13 protein-coding genes are annotated in these 16,424 nt (G+C 40.9%); 4 read left to right on the plus strand and 9 right to left on the minus strand.

Features of this window, described 5'->3' with window-relative positions; translation table 11 throughout:
- Positions 1-24: 24 nt before the first annotated feature.
- The 3 genes from WDA22_13525 to WDA22_13535 are packed head-to-tail and all read right to left on the minus strand — an operon-like array spanning position 25 to position 3,515.
- Positions 25-1,104, minus strand: a complete 1,080-nt coding sequence (locus WDA22_13525; protein MFA5834492.1) for a hypothetical protein — start codon at positions 1,102-1,104, stop codon at positions 25-27.
- A gap of 54 nt (positions 1,105-1,158) precedes the next feature.
- On the minus strand, positions 1,159-1,827 hold the full coding sequence (locus WDA22_13530; GenBank protein MFA5834493.1) for a response regulator: 669 nt from the start codon (positions 1,825-1,827) through the stop codon (positions 1,159-1,161).
- 2 nt (positions 1,828-1,829) lie between these two features.
- The gene (locus WDA22_13535) at positions 1,830-3,515 is read right to left on the minus strand and encodes an NFACT RNA binding domain-containing protein (protein ID MFA5834494.1); all 1,686 of its coding nucleotides are present in this window, start codon (positions 3,513-3,515) and stop codon (positions 1,830-1,832) included.
- 208 nt (positions 3,516-3,723) lie between these two features.
- Between WDA22_13535 and WDA22_13540 the strand changes: the two genes are divergently transcribed.
- The 3 genes from WDA22_13540 to WDA22_13550 all read left to right on the plus strand — a co-directional run bounded on the left by WDA22_13540 (position 3,724) and on the right by WDA22_13550 (position 9,552).
- Complete coding sequence (locus WDA22_13540; GenBank protein ID MFA5834495.1) at positions 3,724-4,335, plus strand: TetR/AcrR family transcriptional regulator; 612 nt, start codon at positions 3,724-3,726, stop codon at positions 4,333-4,335.
- 110 nt (positions 4,336-4,445) lie between these two features.
- Positions 4,446-6,869 (plus strand): TonB-dependent receptor, encoded by a 2,424-nt coding sequence (locus WDA22_13545; GenBank protein ID MFA5834496.1) that lies wholly within the window; start codon positions 4,446-4,448, stop codon positions 6,867-6,869.
- A gap of 145 nt (positions 6,870-7,014) precedes the next feature.
- Positions 7,015-9,552, plus strand: a complete 2,538-nt coding sequence (locus tag WDA22_13550; protein ID MFA5834497.1) for a TonB-dependent receptor — start codon at positions 7,015-7,017, stop codon at positions 9,550-9,552.
- A gap of 316 nt (positions 9,553-9,868) precedes the next feature.
- Here the strand turns inward: WDA22_13550 and WDA22_13555 are convergent, their stop codons facing one another.
- From WDA22_13555 to WDA22_13580, 6 genes are all read right to left on the minus strand, one after another.
- Positions 9,869-10,024, minus strand: coding sequence for an MscL family protein (locus WDA22_13555; GenBank protein ID MFA5834498.1), 156 nt, complete (start codon positions 10,022-10,024; stop codon positions 9,869-9,871).
- 33 nt (positions 10,025-10,057) lie between these two features.
- Complete coding sequence (locus WDA22_13560; protein ID MFA5834499.1) at positions 10,058-10,909, minus strand: DUF3078 domain-containing protein; 852 nt, start codon at positions 10,907-10,909, stop codon at positions 10,058-10,060.
- Between the two features lie 129 nt (positions 10,910-11,038).
- Entirely contained in the window at positions 11,039-11,239 is a 201-nt protein-coding gene (locus tag WDA22_13565; GenBank protein MFA5834500.1) for a cold-shock protein, read from the minus strand.
- 363 nt (positions 11,240-11,602) lie between these two features.
- Positions 11,603-11,941: a P-II family nitrogen regulator gene (locus tag WDA22_13570; GenBank protein MFA5834501.1), complete on the minus strand. Its 339-nt coding sequence runs from the start codon at positions 11,939-11,941 to the stop codon at positions 11,603-11,605.
- 128 nt (positions 11,942-12,069) lie between these two features.
- Entirely contained in the window at positions 12,070-13,587 is a 1,518-nt protein-coding gene (locus tag WDA22_13575; protein ID MFA5834502.1) for an ammonium transporter, read from the minus strand.
- A gap of 241 nt (positions 13,588-13,828) precedes the next feature.
- A complete protein-coding gene (locus tag WDA22_13580; protein MFA5834503.1) occupies positions 13,829-14,524 on the minus strand; it encodes a hypothetical protein in 696 nt (231 codons plus the stop codon).
- Between the two features lie 371 nt (positions 14,525-14,895).
- On the opposite strand from WDA22_13580, the gene WDA22_13585 reads away from it, so the two are divergent.
- The gene (locus WDA22_13585) at positions 14,896-16,413 is read left to right on the plus strand and encodes an AMP-binding protein (GenBank protein ID MFA5834504.1); all 1,518 of its coding nucleotides are present in this window, start codon (positions 14,896-14,898) and stop codon (positions 16,411-16,413) included.
- Positions 16,414-16,424 lie beyond the last annotated feature (11 nt).

Genomic DNA, 16,424 nt, shown 5'->3' on the forward strand with positions numbered 1-16,424 from the left:
TGTTTATTTGGTTGAGGGAACTTATCATATTTTGTTGCGATATGCCAATCCCACAGGTGAATATTGAATGGAGAATCCCACAATTACTTGGTTTCTATTACCAAGGGCAGAAAATAACCCCGGCGAAAATCCCCAAATATCAATAACCCCGGGATAGAGATTTAGACGGAGTTTTTCATTGATTCGATTGGAAGCAATTACTGATGCTAACAGAGAATTCTCACGATCGTAGAAAATGCCTGCCATCCACCCTAATGTGACAGAGACAACGCGTGTACCGGAGGATGCATTTATCTTACGAAGCATCGTCTGCGTTGCTCCGACTGCCACGGTAATACTTTCATTGTTCGGTTGTAGGAATGAGAGTCCCAGCAATCCGTTATCTCCGAAATGATAGAACAGACTTGTTTTTGGTGCAAACGGAAGCTTGTATTTCATAACATAATAATGGCCGTGATTTTCCAGCGTGTTGAATTCAGGATTCCATGCAGGTTGCCCAGACCAAGAAGTCATGTTCAACGTTTTGCTGAAAAATTCTGCAACGGCATCGGAGGAAAAAAGAATTGCTCCCGTTAGGTTGAAAAAATAAATATCGGCAATCGGATCGACATTCGGTCCGACATAATTAGTATTTTCAATCGTTTCATTTACAAAGTGATATGTTGCGACGGTGAGTCCGGCAAAGAATGAAGGATACGGAATTTCGTGAAACGTAAACCATTCATACATCATGCGTGCATCAAATCCACCGCCGATGAAATGTAATGTATAGTTGGGAAACCATTGCGCCTTATCAATTTTAAAACTCGTCGGAAAAAGTTCTTGTCCGATAAATTTTCCCCAACCGAATTTATTTATCTGTGTGAATGGATCGGAAAGATTGTTATAGACATTCCGTGCACCGATTCCAATTTTCAATGTGGAGAGATTACGAGTGTGCGGTAAGGCTTGCAGAATGTCAAATCCGGCGTTAACGATTAATGATCCTGGATTGATCAGTGATTCTGAACCGAAATTTTTTCCGTGATAGAAATAGAATTGTTCCTGGGAAAAAGTTGTTCCGCACAGTAAAAACAAAATTGCAACAGCATTCAAATATCTCATTGACGATAAGATACGATTGAAATGCGTAATTTGGAACGTTGAAAGTAAAAAAAATTACGGTTTTCCGGTAAGGTCAAGCATGTGTGTTTCGGAATTCTTTAAGTACGGTTTGAACTGCGGATCTTCGAGCGATGAGAGTTTCTTCACAATATCCGCAAGACGGTGACCATTGGCCATCATGGTGTCGATATCGTTTTTCAGTTCAGATTCGCGGGGTGTGCCGATCTTTTTCTTCATCACTTGTAACGTCAGCATGATAATCCCGAGTGGATTGTTGATCTCATGCCCAACAGTGATGGCGAGTTCGGTGACCGCTTTTTGATGTTGAAATTTTGACAATTCCTGCTGTAGTGCGGTAATTCGAAGTCCGACATTCACACGGGCGACCAGCTCTTTATCATTGAACGGCTTGGTCATAAAATCATCCGCACCCTGTTCCATCCCTTCAATCTTATCCTCTGCGGAGTCGCGGGCGGTGAGCAGGATGAAATAAGCATACTTTAGGTCGGGATGTTCCTTAATGCGACGGCAAAATTCTGTGCCATCCATCTTCGGCATCATCCAATCGGAGATGATTAAATGCGGGCGTTCTTCCCCGGCCACTTGAAGGCCGACTTCACCATTTTCTGCAAGGTAAACATCGTAGCCAAGTGCAGTCAGTCGCTTTTGGAGGAATGAGCGAATGTAATTGTCGTCATCGACGACTAGGATCTTAATTGCCATAATTATTGTTCTTTTCCGGGCAACACAGGCTGAACAAATATAACCTTTTCCTTATCAAGAGCAACAGTACCCGCCGGAGCCCCTTTCGGTTTATGAATATATTTCCGCTCCGTCATTGCAACCGGTACATGCTTTGCGTTCTTCATTTTGCTGTAATATGCCGCAATGGATGCTGCTTGTTCTACTGCTTTTTTCGTCGGCGTCCCCTGTGAGCTTCCGAGCTTTAGAACTACATGCGATCCGCTGGATCCTCTGGCATGAAACCATAGGTCATTCGGTTTGGCATATCTAAATGTAAGCAGGTCGTTGTTTGCACTGTTCTTTCCTGCATACACCGTAAACCCGCCTTCAACAACAAAAATCTTGAATGGTGGAAGTTCTTCTTGTTCTTTGTCCGTCATAAACCCAAGTTCTTTAGCCACTCCCCCATACGATTGTATGAAATTTTTTAGTGAAAAACTGTCATTGATGTCGTTAGACTTTTCTAATAAATCGCTTACCGATGTCAATCTTTGTTTCAGTAAAAGCAATCTTTTTTGCGTTTCCTCTCGTGCATGTTTGGCTTTTTTTGCTTTTTCAAAATACTTTTCAGCATTTTTTTGCGGTGAAAGCGAACTGTCGAGCGGTATGGTGATCAACGTATTGTCATGAGAAAACAGATTTGTTAATTGCACAGACGTTGTTCCTTTGTTGATGGAAGAAAGATGTGCCATAATCAGATTGGCGTAGAGCTCATATTGTTCAGATCGGGATGACTCGCCAAGTTCAGATTCTACGGAACGGGTCGTTCGTTCGGCTTTTTCCTTCTCTTTGGTAAGCCACGAAGAAATTTCTTTTTTCTTTTGAAGGAACGATGCCGTGGAACGCTCAAAGCTGATAAACTTTTGAATTCCAAAAAAGAGATCTTTATATGTTTCGCTGTGGTATGCTGAATAATGTTCTAATGGTATTAATGAAAGACAGAGAGGTGAATTCTCTTCAAAATAGAGTAGTGGAGCGACATCGTTCAGTTGCAACAGAGTATTGATTGTATTGATGGTAATCGAATAGATCTTTTCTGCGATTTCTATTGATAGTGCTTGGGGGGCGGAGGATAGTTTGTACGTAATCTCATTTACTAGAATAGATCCTAATTTTGGTACAGTTTTTTTTAACACTTGTGTAAGATTGGTTTGATCAGTATTATTTTCAAGTATTGTTGCGATAAATTTGTCTCTATCCGGAACAATATTATCTGGGGTAACAGGAAGCTCAGTTCGTTGAAATTCCTTTACTGTTGAGATCAATTCTTTCTTATTCAAAAAAGCATCAATGACTGTTCCGCTTTCGTCACGCAATAATACATTGGCCTTGGATGCGAACATTTCCAAGCATAACCACTGTTTCCCAGAAAGTTGCATATACACGATTCTGTCATTCAAATCGACATACACAGAAAGAATATGTTGATCGATGAGCAGGGGAAAAAGATCGACTGAGTTTGTTCGAGCGCGTGCGTCCCCATTGTTTCCGACGATGTAATTTTTTCTTGCGTTGCAGGAGATTGTTATCGTATATGGTTCCGGAGCGTATAGAAGGATGGAAAGAGTGTTTTTATCCTGCGAGTATACTTGAGCAATTACTGTACGTACAAAACGGTCGTTCAATAATCGCGAAATGTGCACCAATGTAAAATAATTAGAGAGCATTTATTAAAATACAAAATGAGCATTGCAGATGCTTATGGAGTTTTATCAGTACTTTTTTATCTATAACATGATTATAAAAAAGTGGACATTTTGTTGAGAGTATCTTGCCATCAAATAAAATTTTCATGGAATGGATAAATAACTTGACATCGAAGTGAAAAAATAATACATTTGTTCAGTTACTAAACATTGTTCAGACATTAGAATTATGGGTACAGTAGAACGAAAAGAACGCGAAAAGCATGAAATGCGGGAGATGATTCTCGACGCCGCGAAAAAGCTCTTTATGAAAGAGGGTTTTGAGCATGTTACGATTCGAAGGATTGCCGAAGAGATTGAATACAGTCCGGCAACTGTCTATTTGTATTTTGCTGATAAAGATGCAATCCTCTGTGCATTACAAGAAGTAGGTTTTAGGGAATTATATAAACGTCAACATCTTTTAACTTCCATTAAGAATCCTGCGGAAAAGCTTCGTGCCTGTGGAAGGATTTATATGGATTTTGCAATGGAGAATCAGGAGTTATATGATCTGATGTTTATTATGCGGGCACCAATGAAAGCATTTCAATCACCAGCAGACTGGAATATTGGGAAAGATGCATACGAAGTTTTACAAACAATTATTACGGAATGTATTGATCAAGGATATTTAAATGCGCCAAGTCCACAGATAGCATGCTTTTCAGTGTGGGCATTAATGCATGGTGTTGTTTCAATTTTTATTCGTGATCGAGCACCGATGATACCAAAGGAACATCAAGCAGAAGTGATCAATGGAATTTTAGATTTTACCATGGCTGAACTATTGGATAAGTAAGAACCTTTTTTTTGCCCGTTAACTAAACGTTGTTTAGTTAACACACGACGTTAATAAATAACATAACCAAAAATCATACTACCATTTTTTTTCACAACACAGGAGAAAACATGCAACAACAATTCACGATGTCAAAAACTACAGCATTAATTTTTTTGATGCTTGTATTAAGTGTCAACATAGTTCGTTCCAATGAGCCGACCGATCTGGAAAAAAAAGCAGTAAAGGGATCGATCATGGGGAAAGTAGTGGATAACAATAGCAAACAACCAATTCCCAATGTCAGTGTGCAGATTATTGGTACGCCCGTCGGAACAGCAACAGATGTTGACGGAAATTTCATCTTGAAAAACGTGACAGAAGATGTATATAAACTTAAGTATTCTTCCGTTGGTTACACGCAGCATGTGGAGACCGATGTGCGCGTTGTTCGAAACAAAACAACAATGGTAAAAGAAATATCACTTAACGAAAATATTGTCTCAGGAGAAACAGTTGAAGTTACGGCAGGTCTGTTTTCCAATGATAATGTTTCTCCGGTAACAAATTATCACTATTCTTTGGAAGAGATTCGGCGTTCACCGGGATCCGCAGGAGATATTTTCCGCGCAATCGAAACTCTTCCCGGTGTCGCAAGCAGTGGTGGAGAATTTTCCGCATTTTCCGTTCGCGGCGGAAGTCCACGAGATAATATTGTTGTAGTGGATAACATACCGTTTGATAAAGTATCGCACTTCGACGGCGGAACGGAAGAACAGGAAGCGCAAGGGGGACGATTCAGCATTTTTACACCTGGTGTTATTGACGAAGCAAATTTTCAAGCGGGTGGATTCTCTGCACGTTACGGTGGAAAAAATGCATCTTTTGTTGATCTAAAGATTAAAGAAGGAAATAAAGAATCATTCACTTCGAATGGAACCTATGATGTGCTGGGTTGGGAAATGAATTTTGACGGTCCAAGTTATTTTCACGATAAGACATCACTGTTGTTCTCCGCACGTCACCAGAATTTCAAAACCATTTTAGATATGACAGGCCAAAGCGACCTTGGCTATCCAAGTTTTACTGACGTTCTTCTTAAAACAACAACAGAAGTAGATTCACAGAATAAAATATCAATTCTTGGAATCTATTCCCCAGAATTTTTTGAACGAACAATTGATAATGTTTATGAAATCAGTGACAAGAATTATGACAATCAGCTTGCCAAATCTACCGATACAAAATATTTGCTCGGCGTAAATTGGCGCACGTTAACTGGAGCAGCAAGCGTTCTTGAAAATGCGCTCTATTTTAGAGGCAATACTGCAGAATTTCGCCGCAGTAACTCCTATGTTTATCCGTTTAACGGTGTTGTGCCCAAAAAAGAAGAGGCGATTGTACGGGAAAACTATTACAAGTATAATAGTGAAGAAAATGAACTTGGTATACGGTCTCAATTTACTTTGACACCGTCAGCAGTTTCGACCATTGTAACCGGAATTCAAGTCAACAATACATCATTTGATTATGTTGCTCAACAGGTCGATGCTGAAACTTTATTCGTCTTTGGCTCTAATGATTATCGTCCAAATACTGCTAATAACTATATTATTCTTGATCCGGCATTCATCAACAGCAGAGCACAATCGTCAAAATCAACTGGAGCCGCTTTTATTGAGTATGGCTATTCCCCAACAGAGGTTTTGAAATTTATTCCAAGTGTTCGATATGAATACAGTGAATTTAATGACCGGAGTTATATTTCTCCGCGCTTCAGTGTCAGTTATTTTGTGAGCGAGTATACCAAACTGAGTGCAGCAACAGGTATGTATTATCAACCAGTGGAATTGCGAACCATTTCACTTGATGTTCGTAATGCACGGTTACGAAATGAGCAGGCGATTCATTACATCGCCGGCGTGACAACGTATCTTACTGACGATGTGAAACTCACAACAGAAATATATTACAAAGATTTGAATGATCTTGTTGTGAAAACTGATCGAACCACGGATTTCCGTAAAAATGTCGGAACCGGTTTTGCGAAAGGGGTTGACATCGGACTCGTAAAAAAATTTGTCGACAAATGGTACGGCCAGGTAAATTATTCATATTCCATCAGTAAGCGAGATAATCATGATGGAAAGGGAGAATATCATGCTGATTTTGATCAACCGCATATTTTCAATATTCTGTTTGGTTATGAATTTGATCATGAATGGTCATTCTCAACGAAATGGAAATTTGCAACCGGCCGCCCAAAGGATTCTTACATCATTCACTCGAATGTTTTCAACAATCCATCTACGCTGCGTTATTCCAAAGAGATTACAGGAAACAACACCGAGCGGCTTCCGGATTTTCATACATGGAATGTTCGTGTGGATTACCGTAAACAATTGGGAGATATTGCTATTGTTGCGTTCTTAGATATTCTGAATCTCTATAATAGACTGAATGTAAATGAAGAACGCTTCATTGAAACGACCGGCACGATTGATCCAAAAGGATTTCAAATACTTCCGTCCTTTGGTATGAAATTGGAATTCTAAATAATACTATTCAGTCTGAAATTCATTACACGAATGTCCGGAGCCAACGCTCCGGACATTGTGTTTTGGCGGCGTTCCTCGTAACTTCATGGCAGTTTTTTTCGTAAGCATCATCACCTTTTCTTTTGAAACAATAGAAGACACTATGAAAAATCAGATTTATATTATTTTCTTTTTGTTCACCTCTCTTATCGCGCAAGACAAAGAAAAACTCGGTTCAATTCAAGGCCAATTGATTGATGGTACGACAAACCAGCCGTTGATCGGCGCCAATGTAGTGATTGTTGAAAAATCGAATTTTGGAGCAGTGATTGATCTGGATGGAAATTTTTCGATTAACAATATCCCTGTCGGCGAATACAGTTTACGATCCACGATGGTTGGATATCAACAAGCGGTGTTAACGAATGTTGTTGTCTCCACTGGACGCAGTACAAAAGTAAAAATACGGATGAACGAAGAGGCAGTTCAAGTCGGTACGGTAGAAATAAAAGCAGATTATTTTTCAGCGGAAGGAAGCATTTCACCGATTTCAACAATCGGGTTGAACGGTGCCGAGGTAAAACGTTCTCCCGGATCATCTCAGGATATGCAACGAATTGTTCAAAACCTCCCGAGTGTAGCTAATAGTAATGATCAAAGTAACGAGTTGCTTGTCCGCGGTGGATCACCGGATGAAAATCTAACCGTGATGGATCATATTGAAATTCCGACGACGAATCATTATCCCAATCAATTTAATTCCGGCGGACCGATCAATATGGTAAATGTTGATCTTATTGAAGATATCCGATTCTCTACCGGAGGATTTCCAGCGAGTTTTGGAGATAAACTCTCATCGGTGATGGACATTTCCCTGAGAGAAGGGGACAAAGAACGATTGTTCGCCGGAAGCGCCCTTGCACATTTTGCCGGAGCAGGCGGAGTATTTGAAGGAAGTTTTGCTCAAGGAAAGGGAACGTGGATCTTTTCCGGACGGCAGAGTTTTCTGGAAACGTTGGATCAGATCGTCGGAATATCGGCTCTTGGTATCACAGCCATTCCAAAATATTACGATCTGCAATCAAAGATAACATATGAATTCTCATCATCACAAAAGCTGATTATTAATGGAATCTATGGAGACGATAAGATTCTGATTGAAGGGGAGCCAGATGAAACAAATGACCAGAAAAAAAATATCCATGATTCTACCGGCGTAGAAAATGTTGATGTGGTGACCCGTCAATTTGCAGTTGGTGCAACACTGCGTTCGTTATTCGGAACAAATGGATATTCACTTCTCTCGTTGTATGCCCTAGGAAATAATTATGACGTGTTTGTTACCGAAGATTTTATGGACCGGATCTATGATGCAACCGGAAAAGTATCTTCGTACAAAAAACTGCTCAGCACTCCAGTCTTTACAAACAAAGCGCAGGAACGCCTTCTTGGAATGAAATACGATTTATTGTATCACCTTAACCCAACAAACGAGTTGATGATTGGCGGACAGGCATTAACAACGGTAAAATTTGCCAATGATGTTTACTTTAATTCTGATACGCTGCGATTCGATCTGAACCATGACGGCATCTTTGAGATTCCGCAATCAACATATACCAACGGCAGAGTGAAACGGAATTTGACGTTTGGCGAAGAGTTCAAATTTGGAGGGTACATTAGCGACCGGATTTCTGTCACGGAAGAACTAACAGCAATGATAGGATTACGATATGATTATTTTACCTACTCAAAGAAAGGAAATTTCAGTCCGCGATTAAATGTCTCTTATCAACTTCATCCATTGACTACAAAATTGAACTTTGCTTATGGAGAATACTATCAAACCCAATCCCTTCCGACCTATGGAGATTTTAGCGGCGGAAACACAAATCGGTATCTCGAAAATTCTCATGCAAGGCACTTTGTGGTTGGGATAGAACATATACTTGATGAAGGATTGAAGGCAACACTGGAAGCGTACTATAAATCCTACGATCATTTACCAATAGACGAGGAGTTAATCAACGCTGCTGATAAAACATTCCGTTCGGATAAAAAACTCAGTATCGGTAAACGATATTCCCGCGGGATAGAATTATTCCTTCAGCAAAAGCAGGTAGAAAATTTCTATGGAACGCTTTCTCTATCCTATTCTACCACACGAATGAATGATCCAAGAGTGAATCTCCCCGGCTTTCATGCGTTGAATCAGGGAGAATTTCCATTTGATTATGATTTTCCGTTTCTTCTGACCATTGTTGCCGGACAGGTCGTTCATGACGTTCGTAATAATTTGGATGGGATGCCTTTTTACGTCAAATATCCTTCGATGATCTTACCGCTCTCCAATGATATGGAGTTCAGCGTTCGTTTCCGGTATTCCACCGGTAAGCCGTACTCTATATTGGAATATACTCCTTATGTTCAGCAGCGCGAAGGAGGAATCACATGGTCGAAAGGATATTGGTTCAACTCAAGCACGATCAACGGGGAGCGATATCCGGATTATCACCGGTTGGATTTTCAGTGGTTAAGTCGCTGGCACAATGAGGGATATAATATTGTCATGGTGGTTGCGCTGCAGAATATCTATAATCGAGCAAATGTTGCCGGCTATCAATATGCAAGCGATGGCACAAAGATTACCATTTATCAATTTTCCTTCTTCCCCGTGGTAGGGGCAAGCGTAGAGTTTTAGGTTTTTTTGATGTGAAAAATCCTATGACTGAATAGATGACACCGATGATCAAATAGTGAAAAGCAAAATTGATGAGTGTGTCACTGATGGAATGAGACCGACTAGCAATATCGATAAAGATATACGCGGCTGAACTTACAGCGGTCAGTAGTATTAACCAATCTAAACTTGTCGTTATTTTTTTTACTGCATCTTCTTTTAAAACAAATTTTGTGAAGGCAAACACAATATATGCAACAATCACAAAATCGATCGTGGCGCCAAGCCAATGGCCGACCGCAAGTTTTAACGGTCCAAGTACCAACTCCTACGTCGGTCATGATCCGTGCGGGATAAAGATGCCGATGAATGGCATAATAAGATTCGAAACCGTTGCAGTGACAAACGCATTCACTTTTCCGCCAATAACAACTGCGATAGCAAGACCAATCACACCGTACTTTTGCAGGAACGCCATAAATTCTTTAATCATATCCATCTCCCTCTGAAACGGTCTTTCGAACAATTATAAAAACGTATAGGATATTCCTAAAGCCAATCCTTCTTTGACCTGCGTGCGTGCAGTGACACTGCGGTCATTAATCAGCTGCACGTTGAATACGACGGCGAGATATTTGTTCAATTTTGAAGAAAGGGTATTATCGCTTCGAACCACAACAACATCGATGTTGTTGAACGGTGCAAACATTTCAAGCTTTGCGGTGAAGAGTGTATTTTCTTCGATTTTTATCTCTACGTCGGTGACTGATTCCAAACCTCCTTCAATTTTTGAACTTTCTATGGTAGGGGTAGATTTTACATCATCGGCGTAACCGTATTTACTATCATCGAACACTTCCCGTAACGCTACTCCGAGGCGAGTCTTTAATTGTACGAATGGCTGGTAGCCGAAACCCAACGCCTGCGTGAGGTACATCGGATCGAAAGACGATGAAATTTTTGTTTGTGTGTTTGCAGCATCGTTGTATTTCAATCCGTCATCGAATTGCGATTTAAATGTTGCCGATGCATATGGGTTAATGTGCGTTCCTATTTTGTATGTCAGCACACTCTCTAACTCAATCTTATCATCTGTTTTTCGTAATCCTTTAGAGCCGAGCCGTGTTTGGCCGTAGGCAATTTTGTAGGAATTGCTCCAGTTAGTCATGGTAACATCTCGAACAGATTTTCCATCAAAACTCAATGTGTATGCAAGCGCGTTTTCTCCCCCTTGTGCCCAATCAGTGTACGACACTTGCGTTACGGTCAATCCGGCAACAAGCGTGTGTTTCCAATCCGATTGCAGTGTAGAAGAATCAATTTGAGCAAATACTAAAGAAGAGAATAATACAGCAATGATATAGATAGTATGTTTCATAGATACTCCAACATAAATGTGGCGGAACTCTTGTGGCGAAATATAGTTTTACATTCCCTGAATATCACCACTTTAAAATAAAAAATCCCGGCACAGTGTGTCGGGATTCGTCTGACAGTAATAGCGTTGTTACGCTTTGGAGACTTTCGCTGCCTGCAAGCCTTTGGGTCCTTTTTCAACTTCAAATTGGACCTTATCGCCTTGGTTCAGCGTTTTGTAACCGTCGCCAACAACCGATTTGTAATGTACGAATACATCTTCGCCGTTTTCGCGGGAGATGAAGCCGTATCCTTTAGCGTTGTTGAACCATTTCACGGTACCTGTTTCCATAGGGTGCTCCTCTATGTTGTTTCAAAAAAACCTCACAGAACTTATTTCAGTGAGGGTACCACCGGCATTGGTGCCACTTTATTGCATTCCGATTGACTCCGGAATTTTGTGTTTGCCGATCCTCTGTTGATCAGTGAAGATTCTTCTGAGCATCAGGAGCGCATAACAACCCCGCAATTCGAATACGAGGGCATTTCAAGTGCATCAACGGTGTTACTGTTAATTGCCCGCCTGCATTAACTATTTTTTTCGTCGGGCAGGCAAAGCAAAAATAGATTGTTTAGAAATTAGACGCAAGTAATATTTTCGTTGCGTGATATAAAAACCATCGAAATTGTTATGATTTCGATGGTTTTTTCACTCTTAGACCGCAGCTTCTCCCGTTTCTTCCGTTCGAACACGAATGACTTCATCGATAGTAGAGACAAAGATTTTACCATCCCCGACTTCGCCGGTTTTGGCATGCTTCAGGATGATGTCGATTGCTTTATCCTGATTGGTATCTGCGCAGACAATATCGATTTTTGTTTTTGGTAAAAAATTGATTGTGTATTCCGAGCCGCGATAGATTTCGCTGTGCCCCATTTGTCGTCCGTACCCTTTTACCTCGGTAACGGTCAATCCTCTGAAACCGGCTTCCTGCAGTGCTTCACGCACTTCATCCAGTTTGTGAGGACGAATGATTGCTTCAATTTTCTTCATAGTTGCTTCCTTGAAAAGGTTGAGAAATATACTATTCCATTGGTTGAACGTGTGTCGACATTGAATTCTACTTAAAGGTTACATGAGAATCAAATTGATTTTAAATGCATATTCAATAAATCAATCTGTTAACCTTCGTACCCCTTAATGCCCATTTCCGGTATATCTAATCCATCAACTTCATCTTTTTCAGAAACGCGGTTTCCGATAAGTTTATCCGTTAATTTGAAGAAACCGTACATCACGGGGAAAACAAAAATGATACATGCTGCCGAACCGATCAGTTGCGCAATGAATTGACTTGAGTCTCCATAGAATAATCCTGTCACCGTTCCTGCAACTCCATTCCAACCATCGCCATACGTTCCATCGGCAAAAAGGCCTAATGCAAGTACGCCCCATAATCCATTCACACCATGAACTGCTACCGCACCAACAGGATCATCAATGTGAAGTTTTTGATCAATAAAAAATACTGCGATAATTACAAGCACTCCGGAAATTGCTCCAATGAGAACAGCAATCGGCGCTGTAACAAATGCACAGGGTGCTGTGATTGCAACAAGTCCGGCAAGCATGCCGTTTGCCATCATGCTGGGATCGGGTTTCTTATATCTAATCCACATATAAATTGTTGCAGACAGAGCGCCTGCAGCAGATGCAAGCATGGTGTTTACCGCAGCAACGGAAATACGCAGATCATTTCCTGCCAACGACGAACCAGCGTTGAAACCGAACCAGCCGAATGCAAGAATAAAAGTTCCAATAATTGCCATTGGAAGATTATGACCGGGAATAGCATTCGATGTACCATCTTTATTATATTTTCCAATGCGAGGACCAAGAACGATAGCTCCTGCTAAAGCGCTAACACCACCAACTAAATGAACAACTGAAGATCCTGCGAAGTCCACGTGACCATGCCCAAATCCAAAATTCTGTCCGAGCATTGCCAGCCATCCGCCACCCCATACCCAGTTTCCGTATAAAGGATACACAACCATGGAGATGAAAAATGCAAAGGCTATAAAGGAACTGAATTTCCATCGTTCCGCCATTGAACCGGTCGGGATTGTGGCTGTAGTATCCATGAACACCATTTGGAAGAGGAATAGTGTAAACACGCCGACATCATATACTTGGTTCCCGAGGAAAAAACCACTAGTACCAAATATTCCAAAGACTTTTCCAAAGAGTTCAATGGTAAATTCGCCAGTTAATCCTGGTGTTCCACCTAAAGCACCGACGGCACCTACACCACCGAACATAATTGCAAATCCACAAATCCAAAATCCAAGCATTCCAATCGCATAGACAAGAAAGTTCATTCCCATGGTATGGGCAACGTTTTTGGCTCTCGTAAAACCTGTTTCGACCATTGCAAATCCGGCCTGCATAAACATGACCAAAAATCCTGCAATAAGAGTCCAAACAAAATTTAAAGCGATTCGCGAATGACCAACAGCGTCTGCAACTTCAGCGAGTGTTGGTTCGCCAGGTTTAGCCGCGGGAACGTCGTTAATAGTACCAGTCTTAGATCCCGAAGGATCTAAATCTCCGGCAAATGAAAGGGTTGATGTAAGAACAATCATCATTGCAAGCCCCGAGAACAACAGCAATAATTTCTTTTTGGTAAACTGTTTCATATGTATTTCCTTATAAATAATGTATATAAGATAGTTGTCGTTCAGAATTTAGGATCGATAAGCAACCTACACAGGTATTTACGCTTGTCGTAAAATGTTAGGTAACAATCTGTTTTTACTTGCTTATCGTTTATTTCCCAGATCTGTCTCCTGAAACATCTTGCGCATCTCACCTTATTCTTGAAAATGGATGAACGATCCTATTTTTTTCATGTAAAAAGTGATTGTGAAAGAATGAAAATTATAGACTTATCCCAAAAAATAAATATGATTTTTCCGAATACGGATTCATCACATACTGAACGTTGAACGGAATAGAGAAATCGTCGCTGATTTTTATTGTTTTGGACGCCATAATACCCAAGCTAACAACACCCGCACCAGTTGTTACATACCATGCACTGCTTTTTGCCGGAGTGGCACCAATGCTTGCAGTTAATGTTGTGGATTCAATTGTAAAAGGGTAAGACACTTGAACATAGGATGAATTATCCGGATCAAGAAGACCACCGATGACATCATAATATGCAGCAACGGAAATCGGAAGAGATTCACCGCCAGTATAGCTTGCTCCCACTTCTATTACATGTGAACCAGCTCCTTTTTTTGTGTTATAGTCGAAAAATGTGGCAGTTGCCGGGAGAAAACTTGGAATGTAATAATCAGTCGCAATAACAGATACTGGACCGAATGCATAGGATGCCCATAAATCATTTTCAGCATATCCTGCGCCGGCAGCCGAATAAGAGCCCCATGCACCAACTGATAGACTGCCTGCTGTATATGTTAATGCCGGTTGAAATGATTCAGCACTATGCAATGCCGCACCGCGCCACACATAATGGCTGTAAATATCAGTTCCAAGCTTAATCTGTGCTAGGGAAGAGAAAGAAAAAAACATTGTGAAGAGAAAAAGGGACAGAATACTGCGTTTCATACTACCTCCGATAAATTGGTAAAAATTGAATTATGATGGATGAAAAAATTAATTTGACCGATCCGCCCAGAATAGTACCGGACAGCGCAAAGGTCTAAGGGTATAGCCTTCGGTAAAATCGATTTTCAAGGCTATAGAAAGCAGCGGAGGTGGTGCTGCAGAATAATCGTACAGAATGTGTTTCTGTAATATTAGCTTAATTAATAAGGTAAAACAACCAATAACCTTATTAATTAAGTTATTCTGATATTAAAGATAACAATTTAAGCTTTGCTGTCAAGTACTTTTTTCGGAAAATTTTGCACGTTGCTTTTTGACGCTGGATGCACTACATTTTCGCAACAAACCACCAATTATTGGGGAGTGAAATTATGTTACTGCATCATCGATTTATCGAAACGGCAAAACGCCTGGGCAACAAAATGTATATCGTCGACCGCACAACAAATAGACGAATTACATATTCGCGTGCATTAATTGCCTCGTTGATCCTGTCAGAAAAATTGCAGAAGTACGATAAAGGGTTTATCGGCATTATGGTGCCGACATCTGCGGGATGCATTCTTGGATCGCTCGCCGCGTTGATGAGCGGAAGAGTTCCGGTCATGATTAATTACTCCACAATGGCGGCGAAGAATTGTGAATTCGCACAAAAAAAATGTGCATTTAAAACAATTATTACCTCTAAGGCGCTGCTGGAAAAAATTCAATGTCCCGTTGTGCCGGGAATGGTCTTTCTGGAAGATCTGATGGAGAGCATCTCTATTATGGATAAACTCCATGCTGCGGTTCGTTCAAAACTGCCTGTTGCAATGCTCAAGAAAACTGTTGCACAAGGCGAAGATGATGATAACCTTGTGATTCTCTTTACCAGCGGAAGTGAAAAAGAACCAAAGGCAGTACAACTATCCCATAAAAACATCACTGCAAATTTGATGAGTCTGGAACAGGTTCTTGAAATCAGTGAAAAAGACATCATGCTCGGAAATCTTCCGATGTTCCATTCGTTTGGACAGACGGCGCATCTCTGGCTTCCTATTTGGAGTGGAATGACTGTAGTGACGTACGCAAATCCGTTGGACTTTAAAGGGGTGAACGATGCGGTACGCGAAGAGAAAGTAACTATCTTCGCAGGTACACCGAGCTTCTTCTGGGGTTATGTAGGGAAATCAAATCCTGGAGATTATGACACCTGCAGAATTATCCTTGCCGGAGCAGACAAGTGTCCCGATGCACTACGAAAAGCATTTATGGAGAAACACAACAAAGTGATTCTTGAAGCGTATGGCTGTACCGAAACGGCACCGGGACTTGCATTGAATTCGCCAACACACAATCGTCCCGGAAGCGTGGGAAGAATGCTCCCAGGAGTTTCCGTACGAATTGAAAACCATGAAACCGGTGAAGAGGTTCGTGTTCGCGAGACAGGGAAAATTTTAGTGAAGGGTGACAACATCATGAAAGGATACTTTGATGATTTTGAAAACACTTCTCTAGCATTCCGTCATGGATACTATGATACGGGTGATATGGGCTGGCAAGATGAAGATGGATACTTATGGCATGTCGGCAGATTGAAACGGTTCGTGAAGATTGGCGGAGAGATGATCTCCCTTATTAAAGTGGAAGATGTTTTGGAAAAATTGCTGCCGCCGGAAACAAAAGTATGTGTCGTTGAAATTCCAGATCAGACCAAAGGTGCTAAGATTGTTGCGGCTATTACCCATGAAATTAATGAAAAAGAAGTGCTCAAAAAAATGAGCGAACAACTGCCGAACATTGCATTACCCAAACAATTTGTAGTGATTCCGGATTTGCCGCAGATGGGAACAGGAAAGATCGATTTCCGTACAGTGACGAACATGGTAAGAGAATTGGTCTCGAAATAACAGAACAGTTA

It is taken from the genome of Bacteroidota bacterium (assembly GCA_041658205.1).
Classification (GTDB): Bacteria; Bacteroidota; Ignavibacteria; order UBA10030; family UBA8401; genus UBA8401.